The organism is Micromonospora marincola (assembly GCF_056150385.1).
In genome coordinates, this window is sequence record NZ_JAXCFT010000008.1 from 48,006 (window position 1) to 61,113 (window position 13,108).

13 protein-coding genes are annotated in these 13,108 nt (G+C 73.0%); 8 read left to right on the forward strand and 5 right to left on the reverse strand.

The features are described from left to right. Positions 1-54 precede the first annotated feature (54 nt). Genes SM450_RS18635 through SM450_RS18645 form a run of 3 tightly spaced genes read left to right on the forward strand, consistent with a single transcriptional unit; the run spans position 55 to position 4,233 of the window. Positions 55-867 carry a TrmH family RNA methyltransferase gene (locus tag SM450_RS18635; protein ID WP_474621015.1) on the forward strand — a complete coding sequence of 271 codons (813 nt, stop codon included), beginning with the start codon at positions 55-57 and terminating at the stop codon, positions 865-867. 28 nt (positions 868-895) lie between these two features. Beyond that, the gene (gene argG, locus SM450_RS18640) at positions 896-2,347 is read left to right on the forward strand and encodes an argininosuccinate synthase (RefSeq protein ID WP_474621016.1); all 1,452 of its coding nucleotides are present in this window, start codon (positions 896-898) and stop codon (positions 2,345-2,347) included. Positions 2,348-2,397: 50 nt separating this feature from the next. Then, positions 2,398-4,233 (forward strand): PucR family transcriptional regulator, encoded by a 1,836-nt coding sequence (locus tag SM450_RS18645; protein WP_474621017.1) that lies wholly within the window; start codon positions 2,398-2,400, stop codon positions 4,231-4,233. 471 nt (positions 4,234-4,704) lie between these two features. Here SM450_RS18645 and SM450_RS18650 read toward each other — a convergent pair whose 3' ends face one another. Continuing rightward, positions 4,705-6,054 (reverse strand): MurL-like N-terminal domain-containing, encoded by a 1,350-nt coding sequence (locus SM450_RS18650; RefSeq protein ID WP_474621018.1) that lies wholly within the window; start codon positions 6,052-6,054, stop codon positions 4,705-4,707. An 88-nt stretch (positions 6,055-6,142) separates the two neighbouring features. Between SM450_RS18650 and murD the strand changes: the two genes are divergently transcribed. Beyond that, a complete protein-coding gene (gene murD / locus SM450_RS18655) occupies positions 6,143-7,489 on the forward strand; it encodes a UDP-N-acetylmuramoyl-L-alanine--D-glutamate ligase (RefSeq protein WP_474621019.1) in 1,347 nt (448 codons plus the stop codon). 1 nt (position 7,490) lies between these two features. Here murD and SM450_RS18660 read toward each other — a convergent pair whose 3' ends face one another. The 3 genes from SM450_RS18660 to SM450_RS18670 all read right to left on the reverse strand — a co-directional run bounded on the left by SM450_RS18660 (position 7,491) and on the right by SM450_RS18670 (position 9,478). After that, the gene (locus tag SM450_RS18660; protein ID WP_474621020.1) at positions 7,491-7,949 is read right to left on the reverse strand and encodes a DUF6114 domain-containing protein; all 459 of its coding nucleotides are present in this window, start codon (positions 7,947-7,949) and stop codon (positions 7,491-7,493) included. 1 nt (position 7,950) lies between these two features. Continuing rightward, complete coding sequence (locus tag SM450_RS18665; protein ID WP_474621021.1) at positions 7,951-8,580, reverse strand: DUF6230 family protein; 630 nt, start codon at positions 8,578-8,580, stop codon at positions 7,951-7,953. Between the two features lie 151 nt (positions 8,581-8,731). Continuing rightward, positions 8,732-9,478 carry a TetR/AcrR family transcriptional regulator gene (locus tag SM450_RS18670; protein WP_474621022.1) on the reverse strand — a complete coding sequence of 249 codons (747 nt, stop codon included), beginning with the start codon at positions 9,476-9,478 and terminating at the stop codon, positions 8,732-8,734. Positions 9,479-9,665: 187 nt separating this feature from the next. On the opposite strand from SM450_RS18670, the gene SM450_RS18675 reads away from it, so the two are divergent. Further along, the gene (locus SM450_RS18675) at positions 9,666-10,352 is read left to right on the forward strand and encodes a Tat pathway signal sequence domain protein (protein WP_474621023.1); all 687 of its coding nucleotides are present in this window, start codon (positions 9,666-9,668) and stop codon (positions 10,350-10,352) included. Positions 10,353-10,361: 9 nt separating this feature from the next. On the opposite strand, the gene SM450_RS18680 is transcribed toward SM450_RS18675, so the two are convergent. Beyond that, positions 10,362-11,792, reverse strand: a complete 1,431-nt coding sequence (locus SM450_RS18680; RefSeq protein ID WP_474621024.1) for an acyltransferase family protein — start codon at positions 11,790-11,792, stop codon at positions 10,362-10,364. 87 nt (positions 11,793-11,879) lie between these two features. On the opposite strand from SM450_RS18680, the gene SM450_RS18685 reads away from it, so the two are divergent. From SM450_RS18685 to SM450_RS18695, 3 genes are read left to right on the forward strand one after another with little or no spacing between them, the layout of a single operon-like run. Beyond that, positions 11,880-12,254 (forward strand): glyoxalase superfamily protein, encoded by a 375-nt coding sequence (locus SM450_RS18685; protein WP_474621025.1) that lies wholly within the window; start codon positions 11,880-11,882, stop codon positions 12,252-12,254. Then, the gene (locus SM450_RS18690) at positions 12,247-12,567 is read left to right on the forward strand and encodes an ArsR/SmtB family transcription factor (RefSeq protein ID WP_474621026.1); all 321 of its coding nucleotides are present in this window, start codon (positions 12,247-12,249) and stop codon (positions 12,565-12,567) included. The genes SM450_RS18685 and SM450_RS18690 overlap by 8 nt, the downstream gene beginning before the upstream one ends. Continuing rightward, positions 12,560-12,991, forward strand: a complete 432-nt coding sequence (locus tag SM450_RS18695; RefSeq protein WP_474621027.1) for an SRPBCC family protein — start codon at positions 12,560-12,562, stop codon at positions 12,989-12,991. The genes SM450_RS18690 and SM450_RS18695 overlap by 8 nt, the downstream gene beginning before the upstream one ends. The last annotated feature ends 117 nt before the right edge of the window (positions 12,992-13,108 follow it).

A 13,108-nucleotide genomic window follows, 5' to 3' on the forward strand; every position in this document is an offset into this window, starting at 1 on the left:
CGGTCGGCGGCGGGTGCGGCAGGTCGGCGGCCGGGGGTACGGCAGAATCGTGCGGTGCCCGTCCACGAGATCACCGACCCCGACGACGACCGGATCGCCGACTACCGCGCGTTGACCGACGTGGAGCTGCGGACCCGCTGGGAGCCCCCGCACGGGCTGTTCATCGCGGAGGGGGAGCTGGTGTTGCGGCGGGCGCTGCGGGCCGGCTACCCGGCCCGGTCGTACCTGGTCGACGCGAAGCGCGCGGACCAGCTCGCCGACCTCGACACCGGTGAGACTCCGGTGTACGCGGCCACGCCTGACGTGCTCCAGCGGGCCACCGGCTTCCACGTGCACCGGGGCGTGCTCGCGTCGTTCCACCGCAAGCCGTTGCCGTCGGTCGCCGAGGTGCTTGCCGCCGCCGGGCGGGTGGTGATCCTGGAGGACGTCAACAACCACACCAACCTGGGCGCGATCTTCCGGGCCGTGGCGGCGCTCGGGGTGGACGCCGTGCTGTTGTCGCCTACCTGCGCCGACCCGCTCTACCGGCGCAGCGTCCGGGTCAGCATGGGTGAGGTGTTCGCCGTGCCGTACGCGAAGCTGGAGAGCTGGCCGGCAGGCCTGGACCAGGTGCGGGAGGCGGGCTTCACCGTGCTCGCGATGACGCCGGCGCCGGACGCCGTACCGATCCAGCGGCTCACCGGCGACCAGCGGGCCCGGGCGGCGTTGCTGCTTGGCGCGGAGGGCGCCGGGCTGACCGGGGCGGCGATGGCGGCCAGCGACGTGCGGGTGGTGATCCCGATGCGCCGGGGCGTCGACTCGTTGAACGTGGCCGCGGCCACGGCGGTGGCCTGCTGGGAACTCGGTCGGGACGATCCGCTTGCATGACCATGCGCGTTGACGCATAATCTTCCTTGTGTCCAAGGTTCTCACCTCCCTGCCCATCGGCGAACGCGTCGGCATCGCCTTCTCCGGCGGCCTCGACACCTCTGTCGCGGTCGCCTGGATGCGCGACAAGGGCGCCGTGCCCTGCGCCTACACCGCCGACATCGGCCAGTACGACGAGCCCGACATCGCCTCGGTGCCCGGTCGCGCGCTCAGCTACGGCGCCGAGGTCGCCCGGCTCGTCGACTGCCGCGCCGCCCTGGTCGAGGAGGGGCTGGCCGCACTTACCTGCGGGGCCTTCCACATCCGCTCCGGCGGGCGGGCCTACTTCAACACCACCCCGCTGGGCCGCGCCGTGACCGGGACCCTGCTGGTGCGGGCGATGATCTCCGACGACGTCCAGATCTGGGGCGACGGCTCGACCTTCAAGGGCAACGACATCGAGCGGTTCTACCGGTACGGCCTGCTGGCCAACCCGCAACTGCGGATCTACAAGCCGTGGCTCGACACCGCCTTCGTCACCGAGCTGGGTGGGCGCACGGAGATGTCGGAGTGGCTGCTCGACCGTGACCTGCCCTACCGGGACAGCACCGAGAAGGCATACTCCACCGACGCCAACATCTGGGGCGCGACGCACGAGGCGAAGACGCTCGAACACCTCGACACCGGCATCGAGACGGTCAGCCCGATCATGGGGGTCCGATTCTGGGACCCGGCCGTGGAGATCCCCACCGAGGACGTCACGATCGGCTTCGACCAGGGCCGCCCGGTGACGATCAACGGCAAGGAGTTCGGCAGCCCGGTCGACCTGGTGCTGGAGGCCAACGCCATCGGCGGCCGGCACGGCCTGGGCATGTCCGACCAGATCGAGAACCGGATCATCGAGGCCAAGAGCCGGGGGATCTACGAGGCACCAGGCATGGCGCTGCTGCACGCCGCGTACGAACGGCTTGTCAACGCCATCCACAACGAGGACACCCTGGCGAACTACCACACCGAGGGCCGCCGCCTGGGCCGGCTGATGTACGAGGGCCGCTGGCTGGACCCGCAGGCGCTGATGCTGCGCGAGTCGTTGCAGCGCTGGGTCGGCACGGCGGTCACCGGCGAGGTGACGCTGCGGCTGCGCCGGGGCGAGGACTACTCGATCCTGGACACCACCGGCCCGGCGTTCAGCTACCACCCGGACAAGCTGTCCATGGAGCGCACCGAGGACTCGGCGTTCGGCCCGTCCGACCGGATCGGCCAGCTCACCATGCGCAACCTGGACATCGCCGACTCGCGGGCGAAGCTTGAGCAGTACGCCTCGCTCGGCATGGTCGGCGGCGCCGGCACGCACCGGATGGTCGGCGCCGCGCAGGCGGCCTCGACCGGGCTGATCGGCGCGATGCCGGAGGGCGGCGCGGAGGCCATCGCCTCCCGGGGCGTCCCCTCGGCGGCGGACGAGTGGCTCGACCGCGCCGCGATGGAGTTCGGCGTCGACTGAACCGGGGCAGCCCGTCCGGCACCCTTGTGACGCACGGTAGCGTGGCGCCCGTGTTCCCTACCGTGCGTGAGGTGCTCGCCCTGGGTCCGGTACGCCACGGCGCGCCGCGCCTGGTCGCCGGCGACGCCGGGCTGGACCGCCCGGTGCGCTGGGTGCACGTGGCCGAGGTACCAGACATCGCCACCCTGCTCGGCGGCGGGGAGCTGGTGCTGACCACCGGCATCGGGCTGCCCGCGGACGACGCCGGCCTGCGCGCGTTCATCGGCGACCTGGCCGACGTCGGCGTCTCCGGGCTGGTCGTCGAGCTGGGCCGCCGCTACGTCAGCGGGGTGCCCCGGGTGATGGTCGCCGCCGCCGAACGGCGCGGACTACCCCTGATCGAGCTGCGTCACGGCACGCCGTTCGTCCGGATCACCGAAGCGGTGCACGCGCTGATCGTGGACGCCCAGCTCACCGAGCTGCGCGCCACCGAGGAGATCCACCAGCGGTTCACCGAACTGTCCGTGGAGGGCGCCGAACCGGCCGAGGTGCTGCGCCAGGCCGCCGAGCTGGCCGGCTGCCCGGTGGTGCTGGAGAACCTGTCCCGGCAGGTGCTCGCGTACGACCCGGCGGGGGAGAACGCGGAGCTGCTGCTGGACGGCTGGGAGCAGCACTCCCGGCGGATCCGGCCGGCCGGACGCACCGCGTACGACCCGGACAGCGGCTGGCTGGTCACCACCGTCGGCGCGCGCGGGCAGGACTGGGGGCGGCTCTTGCTGCGCTGGGCGGCGGCCGAGGCCGCGCCGCCCACGCGGCTCACCATCCTGATCGAGCGGGCCGCCTCCACGCTGGCCCTGGGCCGGCTGATCCGCCGCGACGCCGAGGGCCTGGAACGGCAGATCCACCGCACCCTGCTGACCGCGCTTATCGACCACTCCCGCCCGGTGGACGAGGTGGCGCTGCGCGCCAAGGCGCTCGGCGTCACCCTGGACCGCCGCCACCTGGTCGGCGTGGTGGTCCGGCACCGCAGCGACGACCCGGCCGGCGACGCCGCCGCGCCGGGGGCCGACACCGGGCCCGAGGCCGGCCCGGCCCGGCTGCGCGACCTCGCCGAGGCCGTCGGCCAGGCCGTGCGGGAAGCCAACCTCACGGCACTCACCAGCGCCGTCGACGACCAGGCCGTGGGCGCGCTGCTGGCGCTGCCCGACCCGGCCGCCGAGGAGAAGTCGCTCGCCGCGTTCGCCACGGCGTTGCGCCGGGTACGCCTCGACGCCGCCCCGGTCCGCCCGCCCGCTCCCCACCCGGCCCGCCCGGTTGACGGGGCTGTTCGTGGCTCGGCGGGGTCGGGGCGCCCGGTTGACGGGGCTGTTCGTGGCTCGGCGGGGTCGGGGCGCCCGGTTGACGGGGTCGTTCGTGGCTCGGCCGGGTCGGGGCGCCCGGTTGACGTTCCGGCCCGACCGGCGATCGTGGTCGCGGCTGGTTCCGGGGTGGGCAGCCTGCGGGAGGCGCGCCGGTCACTTGTCGAGGCGCGGCAGATCGCCGAGGCGGCCCGGCGGGACGCGCGGGACCTGCCCTGCTTCCGGCTGCCGCACGTCGGGCTGGCCGGGCTGCTGCACCTGCTGCGCGACGAACCCCGGTTGCAGACGTTCGTCGAGCGGGAACTCGGTCCGCTGCTCGCCTACGACGCCCAGCACCCCCGCGAGCAGCTCCTCGGCACCCTGCGGGCCTATCTGGAGCAGGGGCGGAACAAGTCGGCGGGGGCATCGGCGGCGCACCTGTCCCGCCCCGCCTTCTACGAGCGGCTGGCTCGCATCGGCCGCATCCTCGACGCCGACCTCGACTCGGTCGACCAGTGCCTCTCCCTGCACGTGGCCCTGCTCGCCCTGGACGCCGTCCGCACCGTGTGACCCCCTCGCCCGCCCCGCCCCGCCCCGCCCCGCCCTGCCCTGCCCCGCCCTGCCTCGTCGATCTTGGACTTGTGGTGCCAAGATGCGCCCGAAAAGCCGGTCTTGCGAGGTGCCACAACTCCAAGATCGACGGACCGTGGCGGGCTGGGCCGGGCTGGGCCGGGCTGGGCCGGGGCGGACCGATGCCTGATCATGAGGTTGGCGGGGACAAATAAGGCGAAACCTCGGTCTAACTTCATGATCACCCCGCCTCGGCCCTCGGCCCCGGCCCACTGCCGGGGTGATCAAGGAGTTCGCGTCGCCGCCTCCAGGGCTACGCAAACTCCTTGATCACCCCGTTCGGCGCCTGCCAGTTCTCCGCTACTCGATTCGGGAGGGACGGACCGCCCTGAGTTGCGGGCCGGAGCCGGCAGTCGACCATGGAGTTGGGATATCGGAGGTGCCGATCACGGAATGGGGCCGGCCGTACGGTCAGGTCAGGGCGGCGAGGGCCTTCGCGTAGGGGGCGGGGACGAAGTTCGGGCCGGCCGGGGTGAAGACGTCGGAGGTGGACGCCGCCTGCCAGGCGGTGTCGGGCAACTCCGCGACCAGGGCGCGGACCACCGGGGCGTCCCGCCACTGGTCCTGCTGGGCGAGCAGGCTCAGCGCGACCACCGACTCCTCCACCTCGCCGACGCACTCGAACGGCTTGTGCCCGTCGATGCCGAGCAACTCCCGATAGCCGGGGAGCTGCGACCCGTCGGCCAGCAGGTCGCCGCCGAAGATGCCGGTGAGCCGCTCGCGGGGCATGAACGGCGCCATGGCCAGGAAGACGAACCGGCACTTCGGGCAGTCGCGGCACCAGCGTTCGCTCGCGTCGCGCAGCTTGAACGCCGCGTTGCAACTGGTCACCACCGCGTCGTACCTGTCGATCTCGGCGAACAGCCGGGCGATGTGCAGCTCGGACAGGGAGCGCAGGAGCGAGAAGTACGGCTCGGTGAGCCCGGCGTGCTCGGCCAGCGCGGCCCGCAGCAACCCCTCCGCCTCGACCCCCTTGGACCACTGGTGGTTGATCGCGTGGCCCTGCCAGATGAGGTTCGGGTCTGACGCGGAGCGCTCGTTCGACATCACCACCGGCCCGAGCCCGTGCAGCACGGCGGTGGCGACCGCGATCAGCGAGTTGATCGCGGTGACCGGGATGTGCCCGTTGCGCGCGCCGGCCGCGTTCAGCTCGAACAGCGCCGGGTCGAGCCGCCGTCGGGCGGCCAGCGGCACCAGGTCGGACGCCTCGTTGACGGAGACGATCACGTGGTTGGGGTTGACCGAGAAGGGCACCGGGTCGAACCCGGCCCGGCGCAGCGCCTCAAGCGTGACGATGGAGTCCTTGCCGCCGCCGACGGCCGACAGCGGACGGCGGTCGGAGTTGTCGAGTGGGGCAGCCGCCTCGACCGAGCCGGCCGGCACCTCGGGGCGCAACGTCAGCACGTACGACAGGTCGTTGCGGTAGGCGTACTCGGCGAGGCCCTTGGTGTAGACGGCGGTGACCAGCTCGACGGCGGCGGCGCCCAGCGGCGCGGGCAGCACCAGCCGGGGCGGCGCGGCGGCCTTGTAGTAGCTGACGCCGGCGATCACGTGCAGCAGGTCCAGCACCCGGCCGAGGGTGGCCGCGGTGGCGTCGGAGACCGGCTCGGCGGGGAGCGGGAGCGTGATCACCTCGGTGAACCGCTGCTCGCCGTCGGGACCGGTCAGGGCGTAGTCGAACAGGACCTCACCGGTGGCGAAGTCGATCGAGTAGGACGGAAAGGTGAAGGCGTCCATCCGCCGGAGCTGCTCGTTGGGCACACGCCATACTAGGCCCTGGTTCGTCCGCCCGTGTCCGGCTGGGCGGGACCCCCGCCCGCCGCCCACCGACCGAGTCCGAGGAGAGCCCGTGCGCCTGTCTGATCTGCGCGGACGTCATGTCGCCGTCTGGGGCGCCGGCCGGGAGGGCCGGGCCGCGGTGACCGCGATCGCCGCGCACGGCCCGGCCGGCCTGGTCGCCGTCGACGACAGCGCGAACTTCCTCAGCCTGCCCTGGGAGGGTCCGCTCGCCGCCGCGGCGCCGCTGGTGACAGGCGAGGAGGGCTTCGAGCGGCTGGCCGCCGCCGACGTGGTGGTCCGCTCGCCGGGGGTGCCGAACACCCACCCGTGGATGGGGGAGCTGCGCCGCCGTGGTGTCCCGATCACCCAGGGCAGCGCGCTCTGGATGGCCGACCACGCCGACCGGACCGTCGGGGTGACCGGCAGCAAGGGCAAGAGCACCACGTCCAGCCTGATCAGCCACCTGCTCACCGCGATGGACCGGCCGAACGTCTTCGGCGGCAACATCGGGGTGCCGCTGCTCGACCTGCCCGAGGCCGAGCTGTACGTGCTGGAGCTGTCCAGCTACCAGTGCGCCGACCTGACCGACTCGCCCCGGGTGGCGGTGGTGACCGCGCTCTTCCCCGAGCACCTGGACGCGCACGGCGGCGAGCGGGAGTACTACCGGGACAAGCTGAACCTGGTCGCGCACGGCCCGCACACGGTGGTGGTCAACGGCGTCGACCCGCGGCTGGCCGTGGAGCTGGGCGGCCGGGCCGCGGTCCGGGCCGGCTCACCTGACACCACCCATGTGGCCACCGGCCCGGACGGCACGCCGTGGTTCCACATGCGCGACGCCCCGCTCTTCCCGCGCGCGGTGCTGCCGCTCGTCGGCCGGCACAACGAGGGCAACCTGTGCGTCGCGCTTGCCGTGCTTGACGCGCTCGGCGTGGACGTGGTCGCGCGGCGGGACAGCCTGGCCGTGGCGGTCGCCGAGTTTCAGGGGCTGGCCCACCGGCTCACCGAGATCCCCGACCCGTCCGGCCTGACCTTCGTCGACGACACGCTCGCGACCAGCCCGTACGCGGCGATGCACGCGATCGACGCGTACGAGGGGCGGCCGTTGACCGTGATCGTCGGCGGCACCGACCGGGGGCTCGACTACGCGCCGCTGCGGGAGCACCTCGCCGAGCGGGAGATCACCGTGATCGGCATCCCGGACAGCGGCCCCCGCATCGTGGAGGCGCTGGCCGGGCTGCCGGCGGTGCGTACCGAGTTGGCCGAGGACCTGGTCGCCGCCGTCGGGCTGGCGCGCAAGGTCACCCCGGCCGGCGGGGTGGTGCTGCTGTCCCCGGCCGCGCCGAGCTACGGCCGGTTCCGCAACTTCGAGCACCGCTCGGAGGTGTTCGCGCAGGCGGTGGCCGACACCGCCCGCTGAGTCACCCGGCGGGCAGCGCGTCGTCGGCCGGTGCCGGTGCCGGTGCCGGTGCCGGTGCGGCGGGCGCGGGTGGCGCGGGCGGCGCCTGTCGCTTGTCCGGGGTCCAGGCGAACGCGAGCGCGCCGCCGACAAGCGCCAGCAGCATGCCGATCAGGAAGCCGCCCAGGTTCGAGGTGAGCCAGGACACCAGCCCGAGCAGCAGGGACAGCAGCGCGTAGAAGACCCGTTGCTGCGGGGTGGCGACAAGCAGCACCCCGCAGAGCACGAGGACGGCCGGCACCAGGTACGCGGCCAGCCCCTGCGGCCCGACGTGCAGCAGCACCCCGAGCGGCGCGCGCAGCGTCACGAGCATCTCGGCGCCGCCGAGCGCGACGAGCACACCGGCGGTGAACGGCCGGGCCCGCCGCCAGCGGCGCCACCGTGCACGGGCGAGAGGCGCCGCGTGCGCTCCGGCGGTCACCTCAGCACCCGTCGGAGCTGAAGCCCATGTGCAGGTTGGGCAGCGTGAAGACGGCAGCGGTGGTGGCGTAGTTGTTCTGCCGCAGGTTGGTGATGGTCACCGAGTCGGCCTGCTGGGCGAAGACACCCGCGTTGCCCTTCACGCCGGGGACCTGGTCCACCGTGCTGGCGTCCTGGCCGACGTTGATGTTTTTGAACGAGGCGTTGCCGGCCACCTCGTCGCCGTCGACCACGAGCGTGCGGGCGGTGACCGGCTTGCCGGAGCCGCCGGCGGTGATCCGCAGGTTGATCCCGCCCAGGCTGATGCTCTGGCAGAGGTTGGTCAGCTCGGCCTTGTCGATGGCCGACACGATCACCACCACCTGACCGCCGGTGTCGCCCTGGTTGGGGCTGTCCGGGATCATCTGGTCGAGCGTGGCGAACTGTTCGAACCCGGTGCCTTCGAGTTTGTCGGCGGTGACGGTGAACGGCATGCCGGAGATGGCGAACTGCGCGCCGAGCACGCCCTGGGCGGTGAGCACGACCATGCCGGCCGCGCCGGCCGCGACGGCGCCGAGCGTGACGGCGAACCGGCGCCAGCGCACGCCGCTGCTCGGTTGGCCGGACTCGATCGGTGCGGTCTGCTCCGACATGGCGGCTCCCTTTCGAGATCAATTCATTCGGGACGATGTGAATTGCTCGCGCAGGCCGAAGTTACCGCTGAGTAAAGGGAGGGTCAACAGATCGTTGCCCGGCATCTGCCAATTGCGGCCAAAGTGAAAAACCGCTGCGGTTTTCGACCCGTCAGGGCGCGCAGGGAGCCACAGTGGTCGGTCCGTCGTCCGGGTGGTCCGGCCGGGTGGCCCGGCGCGCGTCCTCGGGGCCGAGGAAGGGCGCGACGGCCGCGTACGTGAGGACCGGCAGCAACAGCGGCAACTCCTCCGCCCGCCCCTGGGCCACCCGGGCGCGGACCGTCGCGTAGATGCCGCCGACCACCGTGGACACGAGCACGTCGCGGTCCACCCCGGCCACCGCCGGCCCCGGACCGGCGTCGGCGAAGAACCAGCGGAAGCTGTGCGCCAGCGCGTCCCGCTCCCGGCGCGCGTCCGGACCTGCCGCGTCCACCTCGACAAGCGCCATCCGGGCGAAGGCGGGCACGCTCGCCAGCACGTCGAGCAGGGTACGCAGCGCCGCGCGGGCGGCCTCCGGCCAAGCCGGACCGGCCTCGGCGTAGGCGGCCTCCATCAACTGCGAGACCACGGCGATGCCGTGCCGGTACGCGGCGAGGAACGCGTCCTGCTTGCCGCTGAACAGGGCGTAGAACGCCGGCCTCGTGACCCCGGCGGCGTGGCAGATGTCGCTGACCCGGGCGTTGTCGTACCCCCGGGCGGCGACCTCCCGCACCAGCCCGTCGAAGAGGCGGTCGCGTTGGGTCGCCGCCACCTCCTCGGCCGGTACGCGGCGCGGGCCGCGCTTGATCGCCCGGTCGGGATCGCGGCCGTGCCGCGCGCCCGGCAGGGGGGCCGGCGGGGGCGGGCTCTGGATGGTCAAAAGATCGGCCCTCCTTGATGCGTTGACTTTACGACCCTCTGAGGTTTATAACTTTCGACACGCTTAGTTCGCCCACCGTCACCATTGGTGATCTCCACCGAGGGCCCGAACGGCTGTCATTATCGCCGCCCGTCCCCGCCCTCCCGGCTCCATCCACCACTCCGTCCCACCGCCGGAAGGAACAACCATGCCCAGGTACGGACGTATCGGCGCGGGCCTCGCCGCCCTGGCGCTGCTGACCGGTCTGGTCGGCGCCTCCCCCGCCACCGCCGCCCCCGCCACCGCGCTCGCCAGCGCCGTGCTCACCTATCCCGCCCCCGCCGGCACCGCCGTCTCGGTGGGTGACGTGATCCAGGCCAGCCTGAAGAGTGGCACCAACGCCACGTTCTACTCCTCGGCCAGCGGAACCACAGGCATCAAGTGCGCCGCGTCAAGCTTCAGCGCGAAGGTGCTGACCAACCCGACGGCGTCCGGCACCGCCACCGAGAGCCTCACCGCGCAGACGTTCACCAGTTGCACCACGAACGTCCTCGGCACCACAGGCGTGCAGAGCGTGACCGTCAACAACCTGCCGTACACCACCGCGGTCACCAGCGCCGGCGTGGTCACCATCTCCGGCACCGCAGCCGCGCCGATCCAGAGCACCGTCGTGCTGAACTCGCTGCTCGGCGCGATCACCTGCGTCTACCGGACCAGCGCGAACAAGCTCACCGGCGTGGCCGCGAACGCCACCAACTCGATCGCCTTCACCAACCAGGCCCTGACCAAGTTCTCCGGGCCGTCGCTCTGCTTCGGCACCGCCTACTTCACCGCCACCTACTCGCCGGTGCGGGACACCAGCAAGACCGGCAGCCCGGGCGTCTACGTCAACTGACCGCCGGGCTCACGGCCGGTGCCCGGCGGTTCGCCGGGCACCGGCCCCGCCCCGCGCCCCGGACCCGCGTCGCGGCGGGGGCCGACCACGGCTGCCCCATCCGGATCTGAGCAGCCGCAGCAGTCCCGCGCCGGCCAGGTACGCCACAAGCGCCGGTACGGGTAGGCCGAGCGGTTCCGGCGCGCTCTTCGGCGCGACACTGTTCAGCAGCAGTCCGGCGACCAGTCCGGCGTACCCGGCGACGGCAAGCACGGTCCACACCGCGCCGTGCTCGCCGTCGGGCCGCCCCGCCCGGGAGCCGGCCGGGCGGCGGGTGCGGGCCTCGACCGGGCCGAAGACGGCGATCAGGGCCGAGAGCACCACGGCCAGGGCCAGCAGCCACGGAATCCGCCAGGCCCACCACGCCGGCGACCCGACCGGGGGAGTGGGCAGCACACCGAGCGCGTCCAGCAGGCCGACAAGCAGGATCGCGGCGGTCAGGTGCCACAGGAAGACGGTGAGCACCACCGCGTTGACCGCGATCACCGCCTGCCACGGGCCGGGCCGGCGCAGCCAGCGCGCGGCCGGGCGGCGCAGCAGCAGGATCAGCCCGAGCTGGGTGGTGGCTGCGGCGAGCAGCGCCAGGCTCGGCGGCGCGGCGTTGTCCAGCCGCTCGCCCGGCACGTGCAGCATCGCCACCGGATACGGCCCGACGACGGTCAGCAGGACCAGCGCGACCAGGCCGCCGGCGAGCAGGACCGCGCCGGCCCGGCGGGACAGCGGCAGCCGGCGGCGGCGGGGAAGCTCGGGTACGCGGGCGTCGTACCAGGCGAAGCCGAGCTGGTGCAGGGCCAGCCAGGCGAACAGGTAGTTGCCGTCGGCCCGCCCGGCCGGACCGAGCAGCCGGCCCAGGTCACCGAGTGCGACGAGACCGACGAGAACCGCCGGCACGGCCAGCCCGAACCGGCGGTGCAGCGCGTACATCGGCGGGGTCAGCGCCACCGCCACGAGATAGGCGACCAGGAACCAGAGCGGGATGGTGGCGAACCAGACCACGGTACGGATCTGGGCCGGCTCGGCGTCGCGTACGGTGGCGACCGCGGCGCCGGCGGTCAGCACCAGCAGCAGCATGGTGGTCGGTCGGACCAGCCGGGCGCTGCGGTCCACAAGCCAACCGGTGGGGGTCCCGCCCCGGCTTCGGCGGGCGGTGAGAGAGGCGGCGTTGGCATAGCCGCCGACCAGGAAGAACACCGGCATCACCTGGGCCAGCCAGGTCAGCGGCCAGGCCCAGGGCAGGTCGGTGAGCGCCGAGTGACCGGCCGGACGGCCGTGGTCGTACCCGATCACGGTCACGCCCCAGTGGCCGAGCACGACCAGGGTGATCGCCAGCGCCCGGAGCAGGTCGACGTAGCGCTCCCGCCCCGGCGGCGTACGTTCGGCGAGCTGCCGCAGGCGGCGCATGGTCTCAGGCTATTGCAGCCGACCACGACCGATACGGATAACGGAATTGCTTGACCGGTAGGGAATCTCCTACCTATGCTGGCGGTCATGTCCGTCACCCATGTGCAGATCGTTTCCGTGCCCGTCCGCGACCAGGACCGGGCCCGTGACTTCTACGTCGACGTCCTCGGCCTCGACCTGGTCCGGGACAACCCGATGGGGCCCGGTGGCCGCTGGGTCCAGGTGGCCCCGAAGGGCGCCGCGACCACGCTGACGCTCGTCACCTGGTTCGACAGCATGCCGCCCGGTTCGCTGCGTGGCCTGGTCCTGGAGACCGACGACCTCGACACCGACGTCACCCGGCTGCGCGAGCGGGGCCTGGTGTTCGCCGAGGACGGCGTCCAGGTCGCGCCCTGGGGCCGCTACGTCACGTTCGCCGATCCGGACGGCAACGGCATCGTGCTCCAGGAGACCCGTGTCTGAGCCGGACGTGTTCGCGGCCCTCGCCAACCCCACCCGACGGGAGCTGCTCCGGCTGCTCCGCGAGGAGGGGGAGCAGCCGGTGCAGCGACTCGCCGACCGCTTCGACATGCGGCGGCCCAGCCTGTCGGAGCACCTGCGGGTGCTGAAGGACGCCGGCCTGGTCACCGAGCAGCCGGTCGGCCGGCAGCGCTTCTACGCGCTGCGCCCCGAGCCGCTGCGCGAGGTGGCCGACTGGCTCACCCCGTACGAGCGGTTCTGGCGGTCCCGCCTGGCGGGCCTGCGCGACGTGTTGGACGGGATGCCGGATGGGTGAGCCGGCCCGCATCGCGGTGGACCAGTTCCTGCCTCATCCGCCGGCAAAGGTGTGGCGCGCGCTGACCGATTCTGATCTGATCGGCCGTTGGCTCATGCCGAACGACTTCCGGCCGGCCCGTGGGCACCGGTTCACCCTGCGGACCGTCCCGCGCCCCGGGCAGGGTTTCGACGGGACGGTCCACTGCGAGGTGCTGGAGCTCGACGAGCCACGCCGGATGCGGTGGGCCTGGCGCGGCGGCCCGCTCGACACGGTGGTCACCTGGACGCTGGCGCCGGAGGGCCGGGGCACCCGCCTGTTCCTGGAACACGCCGGCTTCGACCCGGACGACCCGCTCCAGCGGCGGACGTTCACGCTGCTGGACGGCGGCTGGCGCACCACGGTCTGGACCCGTCTCGCCGACACACTGGCCGCGCTGCCCTGATCCGTCCTGGCCTGGCCTGGCCTGGTCTTGGCCGGTGGCCCGCCGTGCTGTCTGCTGCCGCCGGGCGCGCCGAACGGTTCGGCGGGCCCGGCTCGGCGGTCCCTGCGCCACGGTCTC